This window comes from Thermomonas sp. S9 (assembly GCF_024704365.1).
Taxonomy (GTDB): Bacteria; Pseudomonadota; Gammaproteobacteria; order Xanthomonadales; family Xanthomonadaceae; genus Thermomonas.
In genome coordinates, this window is the sequence record NZ_JAJDFY010000001.1 from 1,342,239 (window position 1) to 1,359,396 (window position 17,158).

Sequence of the window (17,158 nt, forward strand, 5' to 3'; positions counted from 1 at the left end):
GGCGTCCCGAACCGGACGCCCTTTGCGTTTTCGCCGTGGAAGCGCAACGCACCGCTGCGCTGCGTCTTGTTATTCTCCAGGCATGAATGCTTCCCGCCTTGCCCTGCTTGCCAGTCCCGCTGCCGAGGCCCAGGCCGCGCTGGCCGAACTGCAGCGTATCCACGGAGCGTATCCACCGGCGGACGCCGACGTGATCGTGGCCCTCGGCGGCGATGGCTTCATGCTGCAGACCCTGCACCGCCACGGCGCGCTGGGGCGGCCGGTGTACGGGATGAAGCTCGGCACGGTGGGGTTCCTGATGAACCAGTATCGCCCCGGCGACGACTTGCTGGCGCGGATCGCGGCGGCGGAACCGGCGGTGCTGCATCCGCTGGAGATGCGCGCCCAGACCGAATCCGGCGCCAGCGTCACCTCGCTGGCCTACAACGAGGTCTCGCTGCTGCGCCAGACCCGCCAGGCCGCGCACATCTGCATCGCGCTCAATGGCGAGGTGCGCCTGGACGAGCTGATCTGCGACGGGGTGATGCTGGCCACCCCGGCCGGCAGCACCGCCTACAACTTCTCCGCGCACGGCCCGATCCTTCCGCTCGGCGCCAACGTGATGGCGTTGACCCCGATCGCCCCGTTCCGGCCGCGGCGCTGGCGTGGCGCGGTACTCAAGGCGGGCACCGAAGTGCGCTTCCGGGTGCGCGACCCGCTCAAGCGCCCGGTCAGCGCCACCGCCGATTCGCATGAGGTGCGCGATGTCACCGAGGTGCTGGTGCGCGAGTCCCGCAACCGCCACGTCACCCTGCTGTTCGACCCCGAGCACAACCTGGAAGAGCGCATCCTGATCGAGCAGTTCACCGTCTAGTCCTGCCCCCCGAGCGCGCCTTGCATGACATTCGAAACCACGCCCAGCGGTAGCGAGCCGATGCAAGGACCAGCGGCGCGCAGGCGCATCCCGGCCTGGGCCTGGGGGCTGCTGGTACTGCTGCTTGGCCTGGGCGGCACGCTGTGGCTGGCCGACCTGGAGCGTGACCGCGGCGAGCGCGAAGCGCGCCGCGAGTTCGTCAAGCAGGTCGGATATTTCTCCTCGAGCCTGCACGAGCAGCTGCGCCAGTGCGAGCACCTGATCCGGGCGTTCCAGTCGATCTTCCTGTCGTCCGACGCGGTGACCCCAGACGAGTACATGCGTGCCTACGAGAACATGCAGGCCAGCGGCGAGGTGCGGGTGAGCCTGCAGGCGCTGGCCTACGCCGAACGCCGCGTCATCGACGGGCGCGAGCACTACATCACCACCCTGTACGCGCCACTGGAGGGGAACGCCGCCCTGCGCGGCCTGGACATCACCCGCCAGCCGATGAACATGGAGGCATTGCGGCGCTCGCGCGACGACAACCAGGTGGCGATGTCGCCGCCGTTCCGGTTGATCCAGAGCCGCGACAGCGCAGGGCCGCTGGACGGCGTCATCCTGCGCCTTCCGGTGTATCGCCCCGGCCCGATTCCGGACAGCATCGAGGCGCGCCGGCTGGACATGGTCGGCTCGCTGGGCGCCTCGTTCCGCATTTCCGACCTGATTGATTCCATCATCCCCGAAGCGTCCTCGGAACTGGCGAGCGTGAAAGTGGAGGACGTGGGCGACGGTTCGCCGCGCCTGCTGTACGCGCGGCGTTTTGCGGCAGTATCCGGCGGGGTGCCGCACGTGGTGGAGTTCAGCTTCGGTGGGCGCACCTGGCGGTTCAGCGCCACCCCGCGGGCGGTTCTGGACGGGCAGGGCAAGTGGTGGACCGTGCTTTGGATCGGCGCCGCGATCAGCGTTTTGCTGGCGGCGCTGGCGTGGTCGCTGGTGAGCACGCGCGAGCAGGCGATTGCGCTCGGCGCCGCGATGAGCGCGCGCTTCCGCGCCAGCGAGGAGCGCTTCCGCACCCTCAACGAGCTGCTGCCCTGCCTGGTCCTGCTGGTGCGCAAGGACGACGGAACGATCGTTTATCGCAACGCGGTCGCACGCCAGAAGCTCGACCCCCACTCCGGCGCCCGCGGCGGCTTCGGCACGCTGCTGGAGATCGGCGGCCAGGACCGCCTGCAGGCGGCGGAGACGGGCAGCTCGCAGGCGCTGGAAGTGCAGATGCGCGATGCCGAGGGCCGACCATTCTGGGCCACCACCTGGATCAGCTCGATCGAAATCGACGACGTGCCGATGTGGCTGCTGGTGGCCAGCGATACCACCGAGCAGCGGCAGTTGACCGAGCGCCTCAGCTACCAGGCCAGCCACGACCCACTGACCCGGCTGTTCAACCGCCGCGAGTTCGAGCTGCGCGCACAGGCGCTGCTGTCCGGCAGCGGGCGCCAGGTCGGCGCGCTGCTGTTCATCGACCTCGACCAGTTCAAGCTGATCAACGACACCTCGGGCCACGCTGCCGGCGACGAACTGCTGGTGCGCCTGGCCATGCTGATGCGGGAGAACCTGCGCCCGCACGACATGCTGGCGCGGCTGGGCGGCGACGAGTTCGGCGTGCTGCTGTCCGGCGTGCGCACCACCGAGGAAGCGCTGCAGGCGGCCGAGCGCATGCGCGCCGGGATCGAGACCTTCGTGTTCACCTGGGAAGGCCGCAACTACACCATCAGCGCCAGCATCGGGGTAGTGATGCTGCGCAGCGCGGCCTCGCTGAAGGAGCTGTTCGCGCACGCGGACGCCGCCTGCTACCTGGCCAAGGAGGCCGGCCGCAACCGCATCCACCTGTATGCCGAGGACGATGCTGCGATCGCGCGCCGGATGGGCGAGATGGAATGGGCCAACCGCATCCGTGAGGCGCTCAACGACGGCCGCCTGCTGCTGGACTACCAGGAGCTGCATCCGCTGCGTGGCGAGGGCAGGGTGCACATCGAACTGCTGCTGCGCCTGCGCGACAAGGATGGCGGCGAGGTGATGCCGGGCGCCTTCCTGCCGGCGGCCGAGCGCTACGGCTTGATGCCGCTGGTGGACCGCTGGGTGGTGGAGACCGCGCTGGCCAACCTGGACCGCCTGCATCCCAGCGGCGCGGCGCTGGCCACCTGCGCGATCAACCTGTCCGCGGCCAGCCTGGAGGATCCGGGCCTGTTCGAGCGCATCGCCCAGCTGCTGGAACTGCACCGGATCGACCCGCGGCGGCTGGTATTCGAGATCACCGAGACGGTGGCGATGCGCGATTTCGCCGCCTCCAGCGCGCTGATCGCGCGCCTGCGCAAGCTCGGCTGCCGGGTGGCGCTGGACGACTTCGGCGCCGGCATGTCCTCGTTCGGCTATCTCAAGGACCTCGAACTGGACATGGTGAAGATCGACGGCATCTTCGTGCAAAACATGGTCAGCGATCGCATATCGCGCTCGATCGTGCGCGCGGTGGCCGAGATCGGTCACGAGCAGGGGCTGCAGGTGGTGGCCGAATGGGTATCCTCGCAGGAGCTGCTGGACCTGCTGGCCGGCATGTCGGTGGACTACGCGCAGGGCTTTGCCCTGCACCGGCCGCAGCGCGTGCTGTTCCAGCGCGATGCCGGCGCCGGCGCGTGACCTGGCCCTGGTTCAGCGCGCGATCCCGCCCTTGCCCGCATACTTGCCCCGATGCCCGACCACGTTCCGCCCGCGCCATCCGATTCCGACGACCGCATCCCGCCGCCGCTGGTGGTGGCGATCACCGCGCGCGCGCTGTTCCACATGGAGGACAGCCATGCGGTGTTCGAGCGCGAGGGCATCGATGCGTTCGCCGAGCACCAGCGCCAGCGCGAGAACGAGGTGCTGCCGCCGGGCATCGCCTTCCCGCTGGTACGCAAGCTGCTGGGCCTGAACGCGGGCGCGCGCCGGGTCGAGGTGATCCTGCTCTCGCGCAATTCCTCCGACACCGGGCTGCGCGTGTTCAATTCGATCCAGCACCATGGGCTGGACATCCGCCGTGCCACCTTCACCGCCGGTGCGCCGGTCTGGCCCTACATCAAGCCATTCGGCGCGCAGCTGTTCCTCTCGGCCAACCCGGAGTCGGTGCGGCGTGCGCTGGAGGCCGGGGTGGCGGCCGCGACCATCCTGCCGGAGAAGGCCAGCGAGCCGCGCCAGCGCCAGCTGCGGATCGCGTTCGACGGCGATGCGGTGCTGTTCGGCGACGAGAGCGAGCGGGTGTCGCGCGAGCAGGGCGTGGAGGCCTTCGGGCGGCACGAGCGCGAGCGTGCCCACGAACCGCTCTCCGGCGGCCCGTTCCGCGGCTTCCTGGCGGCCCTGCACGACCTGCAGGCGGCGTTCCCGCCGGGCCAGGATGCGCCGATCCGCACCGCGCTGGTCACCGCGCGCTCGGCGCCTGCGCACGAGCGGGTGATCCGCACCCTGCGCGAATGGGGCGTGCGCCTGGACGAAGCGCTGTTCCTCGGCGGACGCGACAAGGGGCCGTTCCTGGAAGCGTTCGGCGCCGATATCTTCTTCGACGACTCCCCGCACAACATCGATTCCGCGCGCCGCCACGTGGCCGCCGGACATGTGCCCCACGGCGTGGCCAACGAGGCCGCGTCCGGCTGAGCGTGCGGATCAGTCCGGCAGGCGCAGCCCGGTCAGCTTCCAGTTGAGACCGTCGCGGCGGAACTCGAACACCACCGGCCTGCCTTCGGCGCTGGGGACGGTGGCGGTGAACAGCGAAGGGGACTGAAAGCGGGTTTCCGCCTGTTTCAGGCCGTCATTGGGGGCGCCGGGCGCGGTGGTATGCGCGAGCGCGCTGCCCTGCAACAACGTGGCCAGGCCCTGGGGCGAGGCGATCGCCTTCAGCGCGGGCTCGGTGAAGGCTGCGCTGACCTTGCCGATGGCCAGCGGTCCCGAACGGGAAGCGGTGCGGGCCAGGATGTCGCGCATGATCTTCTCTTCCAGCTGCGGGCGCAGGCTTTCGCGCAGCCGCTGGAAATCCACGAACCGCCACAGCTCGTCCTGCTGGCCCGCGGCCACCAGCCGGCGGATGCCGTGGAGCGCCAGCCACGGCCCCGCGGCCACGTAGGCCAGGAGCAGCAGCGCCAGCAGGCCCAGCGGGATCAGGGCCCATTTCAGTTTCGTGCGCATGTTCTGTTTCTCCGGATCCCGTTCTCCGGATCCCGCCACAGCCTGCCCAAATGGCAACGGCCGGGCAAGCCCGGCCGTTGGTCGCGCGCGGTTTTCAGAACCGGGCGGCGCGCTCGCGCAGCTCCAGCTTGCCCAGCCGGGTCTGGTCGTTGAGTTCCAGCTGGCGCAGCTCGAACGGGGCGCCGTAGCCGGCGGGCAGATGCTCGCGCGGGAATTGCAGCACCAGGGTGCCGCTGCCGGCCTCCATCCAGGCCGCGGCATGCGCTTCGGAAACCGGGCGCAGGCTACCGTCAGGGGCGGTGGCATACAGCGTGCCGCGCGCTTCGTAGCGGCCGGGCGAGGCCGCCTGCACCGGCAGCGAGACGCGCAGCCGGCTGGCATCCAGCGCATAGCTGCCGGCCAGGCGGGCGGTCGGCTGCGCGACGGCGAAGGCGGTGCGCGCATCGCGGGGAATTTCGCCCACGTTGGCGAACACCTGCAGTTCCCACAGCCCGGGCGTCGATACCGCCCGGGTCGGCAGCTGGAACGCCGCGACCTGGCGGCCATCCGGCGTGCTGCGCACCGTCACCGGACGGCTGCTGCCATCCGGGCCCACCAGCAGCGCGCTGGCGCGCAGCGCGCCCGCACCGCGGCCGGAGGCGGCGACCGTCACCTGCATGGGCTCGCCGGCCAGCGCCTGGCTGCGGTCGGCGCGGGCGTGCAGCACCACGGGGCTGCCGGGTTCGAACACGTGGATGACATAGCGCCCCTGCGCGCGCGGCGCCTGCAGGATCGCCTTGCCAGCGCCGCTGCCGCTGCCGAGGCGCAGCACCTGGGTGCCGGCGCTGGCGTCCATCCCGGCACGCCGCAGCGCTTCGGCGTCGGCGCTGTGGGCGATGCCGAGGCGGCGACCCTGCAGGCTCACGCTGAGCTCGTCGGCGCGCAGGGCGGTCGCGCCGGCCGCGGGGCTGACGCGGACCAGCGCGTTGGGCGCCGACATCGGCAGTGTCACGCCCTGCTGCAGCTCGCGCCCCTGCACCGTCAGCCAATACTCCCGGCTCTCGGCCAGGAATGGCGGCGTATTGGTGAGGGCCAGAGTGGGGTCGAGCGCCCAGGCGAAAGACACCGGCTTGCGCTCGAACGCGCCTTGCGGCGCCGGCAGGGTCGCCAGCCGGGTTGGCACCTGGTCATGCCCGCCGGCGGGCAGCAATGGCTGCGCGGCGAAGGCAGGGGCCGCCAGCAGGATCGGGAGTGCGGCCGTGGCCGCCGCGCGCAGAAAGATCGAACGCATCGTCAGGCCCTCACTTCATGTCGTTGCGGAGGATGGCATCCAGGCCGAAGCAGGCGCGCCGGCTCTGGTTGTGGCTGAGCGGTTCGCTGCCGGCCATCCGTGACTTGTCGTAGAACCACACCGCGCCTGCGGCGGACTGGCTGCTGCAGTTGAGGAAGCCGTCGGAGCAGCTGTCCAGCCAGGCCTGGGTGATTTCCAGACCGACGTTGAGGGTGTAGCCGCCGCAGTAGCTGTCCGGATCCCAGACCGCGGTTTCCACGTCGGTACCGACCACGCTGCGGAACTGCCGGGGCAGCGAAGGCCGCCCGCCGGTGCCGTACAGGTAGTTGCCGTTGTAGTAGGCCATCCAGCTCACCTGCTGCTGGCGCACCGCGTCCGACTTGTAGCCCAGCAGCCAGCCGAGCGAGGTTTCGAACACGTTGCCGTTGATCACCGCATCCGCCAGCGGAGTGCCGGCAGAGGAGGGCGCAAGCGCGTTGACCCGCACGATGCGGCTGATGATCGCCGGATAGCGGCTGTCCCAGGTGGGGTTGGAGAGCATCCAGCGCACGATGTTGCCGCCGTTGGAATGGGTGATCACGATCAGGCGGGTGATGCCCTTGGCGTTGATGAACCGGGTGAGCTGGTCGGCCAGGCAGCCGGCGGCGCGGCTGTCCCACATGTACTGGTCGAAGTCGCAGTTGATGACCACGTAGTTGGCGGGATTGGCCAGCCCGGCGCGGACGTTGTTGACCATCGTCGGCTGCCAGTAGTCGTTGTAGGCGTCGGTCTGATTGCCGGTGCCGTGCACGAACGCCACGCCGGTGACATCCGCGGCGCGGGCCGCGGGAGTGGAAACGAGGGCGACGCACAGCGCGAGCGCCGCCAGGACGAGCCTGATCATGAAGAGTCCCCGAAACGATGCCGCGCGGCCTGCGGCAGGCGCCGCCCCGGTCCCCGATGATCGGGCGGCAGCGGGCAGCATACGAAGTGGTATGGAAAAGTCATGCCGCAGCGCGGCAAACCCGGTGCATCAGGCCAGTTCCCGTTCGCGCTGGCGTCCCCAGTCCTCCAGCGCCTCCAGCAGAGACTGCGTGGCGGCGGCATCCGCATGCAGCGCCCGCAGCTGCGCGATTTCCGCGAAGAACTGCGGCAGGGTCAGTTCGGACAGGCCGCTGTCGGTGAGCAGACGCTGGCGGCGGTAGGCGTCCCAGGCCGCGCGGTCATCGGCGCCGAGCGTCTTGGGCCAGTTGCGCGCGCGATAGCGCAGCAGCAGGGTCGGCAGGCGTGCGTCGCAGAATGGGAAAGATGTTTGCCCGAGCTGTTCGGGCGGTGTCGCGCGCACCTGCGCCAGCAGGTGCTTGTCGGATGGCGCGATGAAGCCGTCGTACAGCGCCGCATCCGGGTCGGTGGCTGCCTGCGGGCGGTTGCGCGCGTACACCCGGCGGATCTTCTCGGCCAGCGCGGGGCCGGCGGCGCGCAGGCGGGCGGCGCGCTGTTCCACCACGGCCGGATCGATCTTGAGCCGATCGAAGTCCGACGGGCGCAGGTTCTCCCATTCCACCAGCGCCGGGCATTTGTTGGCGTGCACTTCCTTCAGCGCAATGCGCGATTCGCCCTCCGCCAGATCCTGCTGGCGCACATACAGGCGCGCGGCGATGGCCTCGGCATCCAGCGCGAGCAGCGGCTCCGGGTCGCTGGCCAGATCGAACACGATCGTGCGCGCTTCGTAGTCGGGATGCCGCGCCAGCGGCAGCACCGGCGCCGCGCACAGGCGCGAAGCCGGGAAGCGCTGCGAGACGTGCAGCACCGGCGTCATCGCCACCGGGTCGAGCAGGGAGGCGGCGTAGCGCTTGTCGCGCAGGCGCAGGGCGTAATCCCACAGCCTGGGCTGGTGGCGGCGCAGCCGCCGGGCCAGCCCGATCAGCGCGCGCACGTCGCTCAGCGCCTCGTGCGCCGTGCCCTCGCGCAGGCCGTTGTCCGCGGCCAGGTGCTCGAGCTTGAAGCTGGTGCCCTGGCCGTCTTCGCGCGCGCGCCATGCGATCCCGTCCGGGCGCAGGGCATGCATCAGGCGCAGCACGTCCAGCAGGTCCCAGCGCGAGTTGCCGTGTTTGTATTCGCGCTCGTAAGGGTCGTGGAAGTTGCGGTACAGGCCGTAGCGCACGAACTCGTCGTCGAAGCGCAGCGAGTTGTAGCCCACGCTGCAGGTGCCGGGACGGCCCATTTCCTCGACGATGCGGGCGAATGCGGCCGCTTCGTTGACGCCGTCGCGCAGGGCCTGCTGCGGGGTGATCCCGGTCACCAGGCTGGCGCCCGGCGAAGGCAGCAGGTCGTCCGCCGGCTTGATGAAGAAGCTGATCGGCTCTTCGATCGGGTTCAGGTCGGGATCGGTGCGGATCGCGGCGAACTGGGCGATGCGGCTGCGGCGCGGATCGGCGCCGAAGGTTTCGAGATCGTAGAACAGGAAGGATTCGGCCATCGCCGGGTCAGCGGTTCGGATCGAACTGGATCGGCACCACCACCTCGGCCTGCACCGGCTGGCCGTTGCGCAGGGCGGGGCGGAAGGTCCAGCGGCGCACCGCCTCCAGCGCGGCGCGGTCCAGATAGCGGTTGCCGCTGCCTTCCGCCAGTTCCAGGCGATCCACCCGGCCATCGGGCGCCACCGTCACCCGCACTTTCACGCTGCCGCCGATGTTCATGCGCAGGGCTTCCTGCGGATAGCGCGGGGCCGGGGAGGACAGCGGCGTGGGCTGGGCCTGGTTGTCGCTGCTGCCGCCAGTCGCGGCGGGGGCGGCCTGCGCGGTCGCGGGGTTGCCGGTGGCGGCGTTCGCCACCGTGGCCGCAGGCCGGGCCGGGGGCGGTGGCGATGGAGCGGCCTGCGCATTCGGATCGACCCGCAGCCCGCTGACGTTGCCGCTGGCATTGCCATCGGCCAGATCGGGCGGCAGCGGCGCGGGCAACGCCTCCGGCGGGGTGGCGTTGGCCGGGGCGTCGCCGGCCTTGTAGAAGTCATTGGGCTGGCGCGAACCCAGCCAGACCAGCAGGAACAGCAGCAGGCCGGCGGCGAACGCGAGGGCGACCAGCTTGGGCAGGGTGGGCGACAGCAGCGAGGCGCGCTTCGGGGGCAGGACAGGCTCGGTCATGCCCGCATTCTGGCACAGCCGCGCGGCGCGCCCGCCACCGCGGGCCGGGCTCGGCGATAATGCGGGCCCATCCTTCGCGCCATCCGGTACTTCCATGCTCGATCCCGTCCTGCTGCGCCACCATCCCGCCGACCTCGCCGAGCGCCTGCGCGTCAGCCGCGGCTTCGACCTCGACGTGGCCCGCCTGGAGGCGCTGGAAGCCGACCGCAAGCGCATCCAGGTACGCACGCAGGAGCTGCAGAACCTGCGCAATACCCGCAGCAGGCAGATCGGCATGCTCAAGGCCAAGGGCGAGGACGTGGCCGCGGTGATGGCCGAGGTGGCCGGTTTCGGCGATGAGCTGAAGGCCTCGGAGATCGAGCTGGAGCGCCTGCGCGCCGAGCTGGACGCGATCGCCGCCGGCATCCCCAACCTGCCGGATCCTTGCGTGCCGCTGGGCAGCGACGAGTCCGGCAATGTCGAGCAGCACCGCTGGGGCACGCCGCGCGAATTCGACTTTGCGGTGAAGGATCACGTCGAGCTGGGCGCGCGCCACGGCTGGCTGGACGGCGAGACCGCGGCCAGGCTGTCGGGCGCGCGCTTCACCGTGCTGCGCGGTCAGCTGGCGCGCCTGCACCGGGCGCTGGCGCAGTTCATGCTGGATCTGCACACCGGCGAGCACGGCTACGAGGAAACCAACGTGCCGGTGATCGTCAACGCCGAGGCGATGCGCGGCACCGGGCAGCTGCCCAAGTTCGAGGAGGACCTGTTCTCCACCCGGCTGGGCGACCACACCCGCTACCTCATCCCGACGTCGGAAGTCCCGCTCACCAACATCGTGCGCGACGAGATCCTCGATGCCGAGCGCCTGCCGCTGCGGATGACCGCGCATTCGATGTGCTTCCGCGCCGAGGCGGGTGCGGCCGGCCGCGACACCCGTGGCATGATCCGCCAGCATCAGTTCGAGAAGGTCGAGCTGGTGAGCATCGCCCACCCGGAGCAGTCCGATGCCGAGCACGCGCGCATGACCCGCTGTGCCGAAGTGGTGCTGGAGCGGCTGGGCCTGCCGTACCGGCGCATGCTGCTGTGCAGCGGCGACATGGGCTTTTCCGCGCGCAAGACCTACGACCTCGAGGTCTGGCTGCCGTCGCAGGGCAGCTACCGCGAGATCTCCTCCTGCTCCAACTGCGGCGATTTCCAGGCCCGGCGCATGCAGGCGCGCTGGCGCAACCCCGCGACCGGCAAGCCCGAGCTGGTGCACACCCTCAACGGTTCGGGCGTCGCGGTCGGTCGCGCGCTGATCGCGGTGATGGAGAACTACCAGCAGGCCGACGGCAGCATCGAGGTGCCGGCCGCGCTGCGTCCGTACATGGGTGGGCAGGACCGGATCGCTTGATCGTTCGCGCGTCTCCGCTGCGCGCGCCAGCGGAAGCTTGTACGGGAGAAGAGGCATGCACGATCTCAACGATCTCTACTACTTCGCCGCAGTCGTCGACCACGGGGGCTTCGCCGCTGCGGAACGCGCGCTCGGCATCCCCAAATCGCGCCTGAGCCGGCGCATCAGCGCGCTGGAGGCGGAGCTGGGCGTGCGCCTGCTGCAGCGCTCCACCCGCCGCTTCGCGGTGACCGATGTCGGCATGAGCGTGCACCGGCACGCGCAGTCGATGCTGGCCGAGGCGCAGGCCGCGCGCGAGGCGGTGGACCGCCTCAGCGCCGAGCCGCGCGGCAGCGTGCGGGTCAGCGTGCCGGTGTCGATGGCGCAGCAGCAGATGCCGAAGCTGCTGCCCGAATTCCTGTCCCTGTACCCGCAGGTGCGGGTACAGCTGATCGTCAGCAACCGCCGGGTGGACGTGATCAACGAGGGTGTGGACGTGGCGATCCGCGTGCGCAGCAAGCTGGACGAGGACGGCAGCCTGGTGATGCGCAGCTTCGGCCAGATCCAGGAACTGCTGGTGGCCAGTCCCGGCTACCTCGATCGCGCCGGCCGCCCGCAGGCGCCGGAGGATCTGGCCCAGCACGTCACCCTGAGCATCAGCGAGGACGAGGCGCGCCAGCGCTGGGAGCTGCATGGTCCGGATGACGAGGTGCGCCGGGTCGAGCTGCAGCCGCGCATCACCGGCTTCGATTTCCCGATGATGCAGGCGATGGCCGAAGGCGGCGCGGGCATCACCCTGCTGCCGGAGACCATCTGCGCCGAGGCGGTGCGCAGCCGGCGGCTGGAGGTGGTGCTGCCGCAGTGGCGGCTGCCGCAGGGCATCGCGCACGCAGTGTTCGCCTCACGCCGCGGCATGCTGCCGGCGGTGCGCGTCTTCATCGACTTTCTGGCCGAGAAATTGCCGCCGATGCTGGAGGCCGCGCGTCTGGAGTGCAGCGATCCTGAATGCCTGCAGCGGCTTGCCGCCGGCCGCAGGTGCGCCTGAGGCTGCACCGTCGGGGCGGCCTGCGGCCCCGGGGATGGCAATGGGGAGCGCGATGGGGAACGCGATGGGAGCGGGCGGTACGTGCAGTCCGCCGCGGCGGCGTGTCAAAATCGCGACCACGGAAGCGTGGCCGAGTGGTTTAAGGCACCGGTCTTGAAAACCGGCGACGGTCAAACCGTCCGTGAGTTCGAATCTCACCGCTTCCGCCACCGTCCGGATCGGAAATTTCCGATCCCGCGATGCGGCGTCGCCTGCTGGGATGCCGTCTGGGGACGGTTTAGCGTAGTCGCATCCACATCGTAGCTGGGGAGCTGCCATGTCCATCCGGGTGTTCATCGTCGACGACCATGCGCTGGTGCGAACCGGCTTTCGCCTGATCCTGGGCGCCGAGCCCGACATCGAGGTGGTGGGGGAGGCCGACAGCGCCGAGCAGGCGCTGCCGCAGATCCGCAAGCTCAAGCCGGACGTGGTCCTGTGCGACCTGCATCTGCCGGGATTGAGCGGGCTGGAAGTGACCGAGCGGGTGGTGCGTGGCGACTATGGCAGCCGCGTGATCGTGGTGTCCGTGCTGGAGGACGGGCCAATGCCGCGGCGACTGCTGGAGGCAGGGGCGTTCGGCTACGTGGGCAAGGCCTGCGATGCGGCCGAGCTGCTCAAAGCGGTGCGCGACGTCGCGCGCGGGCGCAAATACCTCTCCAGCGCGATCGCCCAGGGGTTGGCGCTGGCCGGCCTGCAGGGTGAGATGGCCTCGCCTTTCGATGCGCTCACCCCGCGCGAGCTGGAGGTGGCGCTGCTGCTCAACCAGGGACTGCGGCAGGAAGCCATCGCGCGCCAGCTGAGCCTGAGCGCCAAGACCGTCAACACCCACAAGACCCGGCTGTTCGAGAAGCTGGGCATCCACGACAGCATCGCGCTGGCGCGACTGGTCACCCAGTACGGGCTGGCGGATCCCGCGCAGGCCGTGCACTGAGGCCTGCGCGAGAAAGGCCTGACGGATCAGGCGTCCTGCCGGCGGCTGGCGTCGGCGGGATGTGCTGCGGTGGCTGCGGCCGGTGGTTCCTGGCGGGCGGTGTCGAACAGCCCGCGCAGTTGCTCCGCGCGCCGCTGCGCGACGGCGGCGGGCACGCCGTGATCGCGCTCGGCCTCGGCCTGGATTCCGGCATGCGCGGCGGCCGCGACGGCATCCGCCTCGGCGATGGCGACGGTTTCCACTTCGCCCTCGGCCTTGGTACCCACGGCGGTCACGACCGTGGTGGAGGCGGCGACGGCGGGCGCCTCCATCTGCATGGAGCTGGCCGGTGCATCTTCAACCTGGCCCGGTGCCGCCGCGGTGGCGGGGTCTGCCGGCGGCAGCGGCTCTGCGATCGGCGCCGGGGCGACAGCCGGTGCCGGGCTGATGGCGGCCGGTGCCGGGGTCGACGTCGGGGCGGAAGCCGGCGTCGGGGCGGCGACAGGAGCCGGCGGCGCGGCCGGCGTGATGTCGTCGAAATCGAACTCGGGCTGGCTGGCATCGCTGCCGACCACCTCGTCCAGCGCCTCGTCGTGCTCCAGGCTGGCCTCGCCGGCGCCGCCGGCAGCGGCGTCGCCATTGCCACGGCGACGACGGCGGCCACCGCGGCGACCGCGACGGCGCTTGCCGCCGGCCTTCACCCTGCGGGGCGTCTTCGCTGCCGGGGGCGGTGCCGGTGACGGCGGCATCCATCGCGGCAGCGGCAGCCGCGGTCTCGCTGTCAGCGGCGGCGTTGGCTGCGGCCTGCGCGCTCACGACGGCCTTGGCGGCCTCGCGCTCGTGCGCGGCGGGCGCGGTGTCCGCAGCACGCGCCGGCTTGGCGGGACGCGGCTCCTGGCGGGCCTCCTGCGGGCGCGGTTTGTCCTGGCGCGGCTCCTGTTGCGGCTTCGGCTCCTGGCGGGCATCCTGCTTCTGGGCCTGCTTGGACTGGCCCTGCGCCGGCTTGGCCGCCTGCTGCGGCTGCTTCTGCTTTTGCTCTGCGGCCCCTCGTTGCGGGTGTCGCGCTGGCGGCCGTCGTCGCGGCGGGCGTCGCCCTGGCCGCGACCATCACGCCCGTCGCGACGATTGCTGCCACGCTCGTCGCGACGGCCCTGGCCGGGCTGCGGGCGCGCCGGCTGCGCCGGAGCGGGCGCGGCGGCCGGGGTGCCGGTGAACAGGCCGCGCAGCCAGCCGATCACGCCGCCGCCGGCGGGTGCCGGCTTGGTCACCGGCTGGGTGAAGGCGGGGGCGGCAGCCTGCGCGGCCTCGGCCTCCTGCGGCATCGGCTTGGGCTCGCGCAGCGGGCCGGCTGCGCCGGCTTGACCTTGGTGACGGCCGGCGGCGGGATGTTCAGCTGGGCCTTGGTCAGGGCGATCGTGTTCAGCCGGCGCGGGGTGCCGCGCTGGTAGCTGGGCTTGCTGGATTCCTCGCCCAGCTCGTTCACGCGCAGGCGGGTGACCTCGTAGTGCGGCGTGTGCAGCTGTTCGTCGGCGACGATCACGATCGGCGCGTCGTGGCGCTGCTCGATCTCGCGCAGCGCGCTGCGCTTCTCGTTGAGCAGGAAGTTGGCGATCTCCACCGGTGCCTGCACCAGCACCTGCCCGGTGTTGTCCTTCATCGCGTGCTCCTCGGCGACGCGGATGATCGACAGCGACAGCGATTCGACGCTGCGCATGCGGCCGTGGCCCTCGCAGCGCGGGCAGACGATCTGGCTGGCCTCGCCCAGGCTGTTGCGCAGGCGCTGGCGGCTCATCTCCAGCAGGCCGAAGCGGCTGATGCGGCCGATCTGCACGCGCGCGCGGTCGTACTTCAGCGCGTTCTGCAGGCGATTTTCGACTTCACGCTGGTGCTTGTTCGACGTCATGTCGATGAAATCGATCACCACCAGCCCGCCGAGGTCGCGCAGGCGCAGCTGGCGGGCCACTTCCTCGGCCGCCTCCAGGTTGGTGTTGAACGCGGTTTCCTCGATGTCGCCGCCCTTGGTGGCGCGCGCCGAGTTGACGTCGATCGCGGTCAGCGCCTCGGTCTGGTCGATCACCAGCGCGCCGCCGGAGGGCAGGCGCACGGTGCGCTCGTAGGCGCTCTCGATCTGCGATTCGATCTGGAAGCGGTTGAACAGCGGAATGTCGTCGGTGTAGTGCTTGAGCTTGCGCAGGTTGTGCGGCATCACCTGCTCGACGAACTCGCGCGCCTCGGCGTACATCTCCGGGGTATCGACGAGGATCTCGCCGATGTCGCTGCGCATGTAGTCGCGCAGCGCGCGCACGATCAGGCGGCTTTCCTGGTAGATCAGGAACGGCGCCGGCTTGCTGAGGGCGGCCTCGGCGATCGCGCGCCAGATGCTGAGCAGGTAGTCGAGGTCCCACTGCAGTTCCTCGGCGTCGCGGCCGACGCCGGCGGTGCGGATGATCACCCCCATGTCGTCGGGGATGTTGAGCGCGTCCATCGCCCGCTTCAGCTCGGCGCGGTCGTCGCCCTCGATCCGGCGCGAGACGCCGCCGGCGGTGGGCGAGTTCGGCATCAGCACCATGTAGCGGCCGGCCAGCGAGATGAACGTGGTCAGAGCCGCGCCCTTGTTGCCGCGCTCTTCCTTGTCCACCTGCACCACCACTTCCTGGCCTTCGCGCAGGAGTTCCCTGATGCCGGCCTTGTTCGGGTCCACCCCGGCCTGGAAGTAGTCGCGGGAGATTTCCTTCAGCGGCAGGAAGCCGTGCCGCTCGGCGCCGTATTCGACGAAGGCGGCTTCCAGCGAGGGTTCGAGCCGGGTGATGCGGCCCTTGTAGATGTTGGACTTCTTGTTGTCGCGGGCAGGCTGTTCGATGTCGATGTCGTACAGGGACTGGCCATCGACGATGGCAACCCGCAGTTCTTCCGCCTGCGTGGCGTTGATCAGCATTCGCTTCATTGTGCGTTCCTTGTGCGCTGCCCACCCGCGGGGGCGGGTGTCGCGCGGAACGCCATGGGGCGTCTTGCTTCTGGATACCGCAGGCGCACGGCTGCGCAGGGGCGCAGGCCGTGCGGCTCTCTCGTTGTCCAGCGCTGCCACACCACGGCGAACCGCGGGAGCGCTTGTTCCTTCAATTGATGTTGCGGGGCCGGCGACCGCCGCCGCCCACCCGTGGGTGGTTGGCGCGTCGCGCGGGGCATTGTTCAGCGGGTGGGGTCACGGCAGGGCCGGTGATGGGCAGGTCTGCCGCGCAGCCGTTAACATGTCCACCCCGAGGGTGGTGGCAACGTCACTGCGGCGGGGCTCGCCAGGCAGGCCGGCTTTCGGCCGGATGGGCGATGGATTGCCCGACACTTCCTGCGAAATCAAACCCTTGCACCACGCCCCGAGTGTACCAGATCAACCCTCGATGACACAGCCTGCTTCCCCTGCCGGTGGCGGCGCGCGCAGCGTGCGCGTGCCGGATGAACGCGCCGGCCAGCGGCTGGACAACTTCCTGCTGGGCCAACTGGAAGGGTGCGCCGCGCTCACTGGTGTACAAACTGGTGCGCAGCGGGCAGGTGCGGGTCAATGGCGGCCGGGCCAAGGCGGAGCGCAGGCTGGAGGCGGGAGATGAGGTCAGAATCCCGCCTGTTCGCATCGAATCGCCGCAGGATGGCGACCGTTCGCCGCCGAAAGGGCTGCTGGCGGCGCTCGAGTCGGCGGTCGTGTTCGAGGATGCCCGCCTGCTGGCGATCAACAAGCCCTCGGGCATCGCCAGCCACGGCGGCAGCGGCATTTCGTTCGGCGTCATCGAGGCCCTGCGCGCGCTGCGGCCGCGCGACAGCCTGGAGCTGGTGCACCGGCTGGACCGCGATACCTCCGGCCTGATGGTGCTGGCGAAAAAGCGCTCCGCGCTGACCGAACTGCAGCGATTGTTGCGGGAAGATCACGGATCCGGCATCGAAAAACGCTATCTGGCGCTGCTGGTCGGGCGTATGCCCGACGGTACCATGCGCGTGGATGCACCGCTGCACGTCGGCCTGCGCCAGGGCGGCGAGCGCCACGTGCAGGTGAACCCGGCCGGCAAGCCCTCGATGAGCCATTTCCGGGTGCTGGAGCGGCGCGGCGGCCAGAGCTATTGCGAGGTCCGCATCGAAACCGGCCGCACCCACCAGATCCGCGTCCATGCCCGGCATATCGGCCACCCGGTGGCGGGCGACGACAAATACGGCGATGCGGACGCCAACAGGCGCCTGCGCGAGCAGGCGGGCCTGAAGCGGCTGTTCCTGCATGCCTCCACGCTGGAGTTCGCGCTGGACGGTGGCCAGACCCCGTATTCGCTCAACGCGCCGCTGATGCCGGAGTTGCTCGAGGTGCTGGACCGGCTGCGCTAGCCGGAAGCGTGC

The 17,158-nt window shown here is 70.5% G+C and carries 12 protein-coding genes, 1 tRNA gene and 2 pseudogenes; 8 read left to right on the plus strand and 7 right to left on the minus strand.

Translation table 11 applies throughout. From position 1 onward, the window contains the following. Positions 1-82: 82 nt before the first annotated feature. The 3 genes from LJB71_RS06650 to LJB71_RS06660 are packed head-to-tail and all read left to right on the plus strand — an operon-like array spanning position 83 to position 4,516. Positions 83-853 carry an NAD kinase gene (locus LJB71_RS06650; protein WP_259303560.1) on the plus strand — a complete coding sequence of 257 codons (771 nt, stop codon included), beginning with the start codon at positions 83-85 and terminating at the stop codon, positions 851-853. Positions 854-877: 24 nt separating this feature from the next. Beyond that, complete coding sequence (locus LJB71_RS06655; RefSeq protein WP_259303561.1) at positions 878-3,526, plus strand: EAL domain-containing protein; 2,649 nt, start codon at positions 878-880, stop codon at positions 3,524-3,526. 51 nt (positions 3,527-3,577) lie between these two features. Next, the gene (locus LJB71_RS06660) at positions 3,578-4,516 is read left to right on the plus strand and encodes a 5'-nucleotidase (RefSeq protein ID WP_259303562.1); all 939 of its coding nucleotides are present in this window, start codon (positions 3,578-3,580) and stop codon (positions 4,514-4,516) included. A 9-nt stretch (positions 4,517-4,525) separates the two neighbouring features. On the opposite strand, the gene LJB71_RS06665 is transcribed toward LJB71_RS06660, so the two are convergent. The 5 genes from LJB71_RS06665 to LJB71_RS06685 form a co-directional block, all read right to left on the minus strand. Further along, complete coding sequence (locus LJB71_RS06665) at positions 4,526-5,044, minus strand: DUF2939 domain-containing protein (protein ID WP_259303563.1); 519 nt, start codon at positions 5,042-5,044, stop codon at positions 4,526-4,528. Between the two features lie 94 nt (positions 5,045-5,138). After that, on the minus strand, positions 5,139-6,314 hold the full coding sequence (locus LJB71_RS06670) for a DUF4785 family protein (RefSeq protein WP_259303564.1): 1,176 nt from the start codon (positions 6,312-6,314) through the stop codon (positions 5,139-5,141). Between the two features lie 10 nt (positions 6,315-6,324). Next, a complete protein-coding gene (locus tag LJB71_RS06675) occupies positions 6,325-7,197 on the minus strand; it encodes a hypothetical protein (RefSeq protein ID WP_259303565.1) in 873 nt (290 codons plus the stop codon). 129 nt (positions 7,198-7,326) lie between these two features. Beyond that, entirely contained in the window at positions 7,327-8,772 is a 1,446-nt protein-coding gene (sbcB, locus tag LJB71_RS06680) for an exodeoxyribonuclease I (protein WP_259303566.1), read from the minus strand. 7 nt (positions 8,773-8,779) lie between these two features. Then, entirely contained in the window at positions 8,780-9,436 is a 657-nt protein-coding gene (locus LJB71_RS06685) for an energy transducer TonB (RefSeq protein WP_259303567.1), read from the minus strand. Positions 9,437-9,530: 94 nt separating this feature from the next. On the opposite strand from LJB71_RS06685, the gene serS reads away from it, so the two are divergent. From serS to LJB71_RS06705, 4 genes and pseudogenes are all read left to right on the plus strand, one after another. Continuing rightward, positions 9,531-10,811: a serine--tRNA ligase gene (gene serS / locus LJB71_RS06690; RefSeq protein ID WP_259303568.1), complete on the plus strand. Its 1,281-nt coding sequence runs from the start codon at positions 9,531-9,533 to the stop codon at positions 10,809-10,811. Positions 10,812-10,866: 55 nt separating this feature from the next. After that, positions 10,867-11,784, plus strand: a pseudogene (locus tag LJB71_RS06695) (LysR family transcriptional regulator); the annotation flags it as partial. Positions 11,785-11,955: 171 nt separating this feature from the next. Then, a tRNA-Ser gene (locus tag LJB71_RS06700) sits at positions 11,956-12,044 on the plus strand. A 107-nt stretch (positions 12,045-12,151) separates the two neighbouring features. Continuing rightward, positions 12,152-12,805, plus strand: a complete 654-nt coding sequence (locus LJB71_RS06705) for a response regulator transcription factor (RefSeq protein ID WP_259303569.1) — start codon at positions 12,152-12,154, stop codon at positions 12,803-12,805. Between the two features lie 26 nt (positions 12,806-12,831). Here the strand turns inward: LJB71_RS06705 and LJB71_RS06710 are convergent, their stop codons facing one another. Both LJB71_RS06710 and LJB71_RS06715 read right to left on the minus strand, forming a co-directional pair. Then, positions 12,832-13,485 carry a hypothetical protein gene (locus tag LJB71_RS06710; RefSeq protein WP_259303570.1) on the minus strand — a complete coding sequence of 218 codons (654 nt, stop codon included), beginning with the start codon at positions 13,483-13,485 and terminating at the stop codon, positions 12,832-12,834. Positions 13,486-14,048: 563 nt separating this feature from the next. Next, entirely contained in the window at positions 14,049-15,728 is a 1,680-nt protein-coding gene (locus tag LJB71_RS06715) for an Rne/Rng family ribonuclease (RefSeq protein WP_259303571.1), read from the minus strand. Between the two features lie 451 nt (positions 15,729-16,179). Between LJB71_RS06715 and LJB71_RS06720 the strand changes: the two are divergent. Next, positions 16,180-17,146: pseudogene (locus LJB71_RS06720) on the plus strand (RluA family pseudouridine synthase). Positions 17,147-17,158 lie beyond the last annotated feature (12 nt).

Coding starts and splice junctions, on each gene's coding strand:
- LJB71_RS06675 (WP_259303565.1), bottom strand. CDS start 7,197: ATGATCAGGCTCGTCCTGGCGGCGCTCGCGCTGTGCGTCGCCCTCGTT.
- LJB71_RS06650 (WP_259303560.1), top strand. CDS start 83: ATGAATGCTTCCCGCCTTGCCCTGCTTGCCAGTCCCGCTGCCGAGGCC.
- serS (WP_259303568.1), top strand. CDS start 9,531: ATGCTCGATCCCGTCCTGCTGCGCCACCATCCCGCCGACCTCGCCGAG.
- LJB71_RS06685 (WP_259303567.1), bottom strand. CDS start 9,436: ATGACCGAGCCTGTCCTGCCCCCGAAGCGCGCCTCGCTGCTGTCGCCC.
- LJB71_RS06670 (WP_259303564.1), bottom strand. CDS start 6,314: ATGCGTTCGATCTTTCTGCGCGCGGCGGCCACGGCCGCACTCCCGATC.
- sbcB (WP_259303566.1), bottom strand. CDS start 8,772: ATGGCCGAATCCTTCCTGTTCTACGATCTCGAAACCTTCGGCGCCGAT.
- LJB71_RS06660 (WP_259303562.1), top strand. CDS start 3,578: ATGCCCGACCACGTTCCGCCCGCGCCATCCGATTCCGACGACCGCATC.
- LJB71_RS06705 (WP_259303569.1), top strand. CDS start 12,152: ATGTCCATCCGGGTGTTCATCGTCGACGACCATGCGCTGGTGCGAACC.
- LJB71_RS06655 (WP_259303561.1), top strand. CDS start 878: ATGACATTCGAAACCACGCCCAGCGGTAGCGAGCCGATGCAAGGACCA.
- LJB71_RS06665 (WP_259303563.1), bottom strand. CDS start 5,044: ATGCGCACGAAACTGAAATGGGCCCTGATCCCGCTGGGCCTGCTGGCG.
- LJB71_RS06715 (WP_259303571.1), bottom strand. CDS start 15,728: ATGAAGCGAATGCTGATCAACGCCACGCAGGCGGAAGAACTGCGGGTT.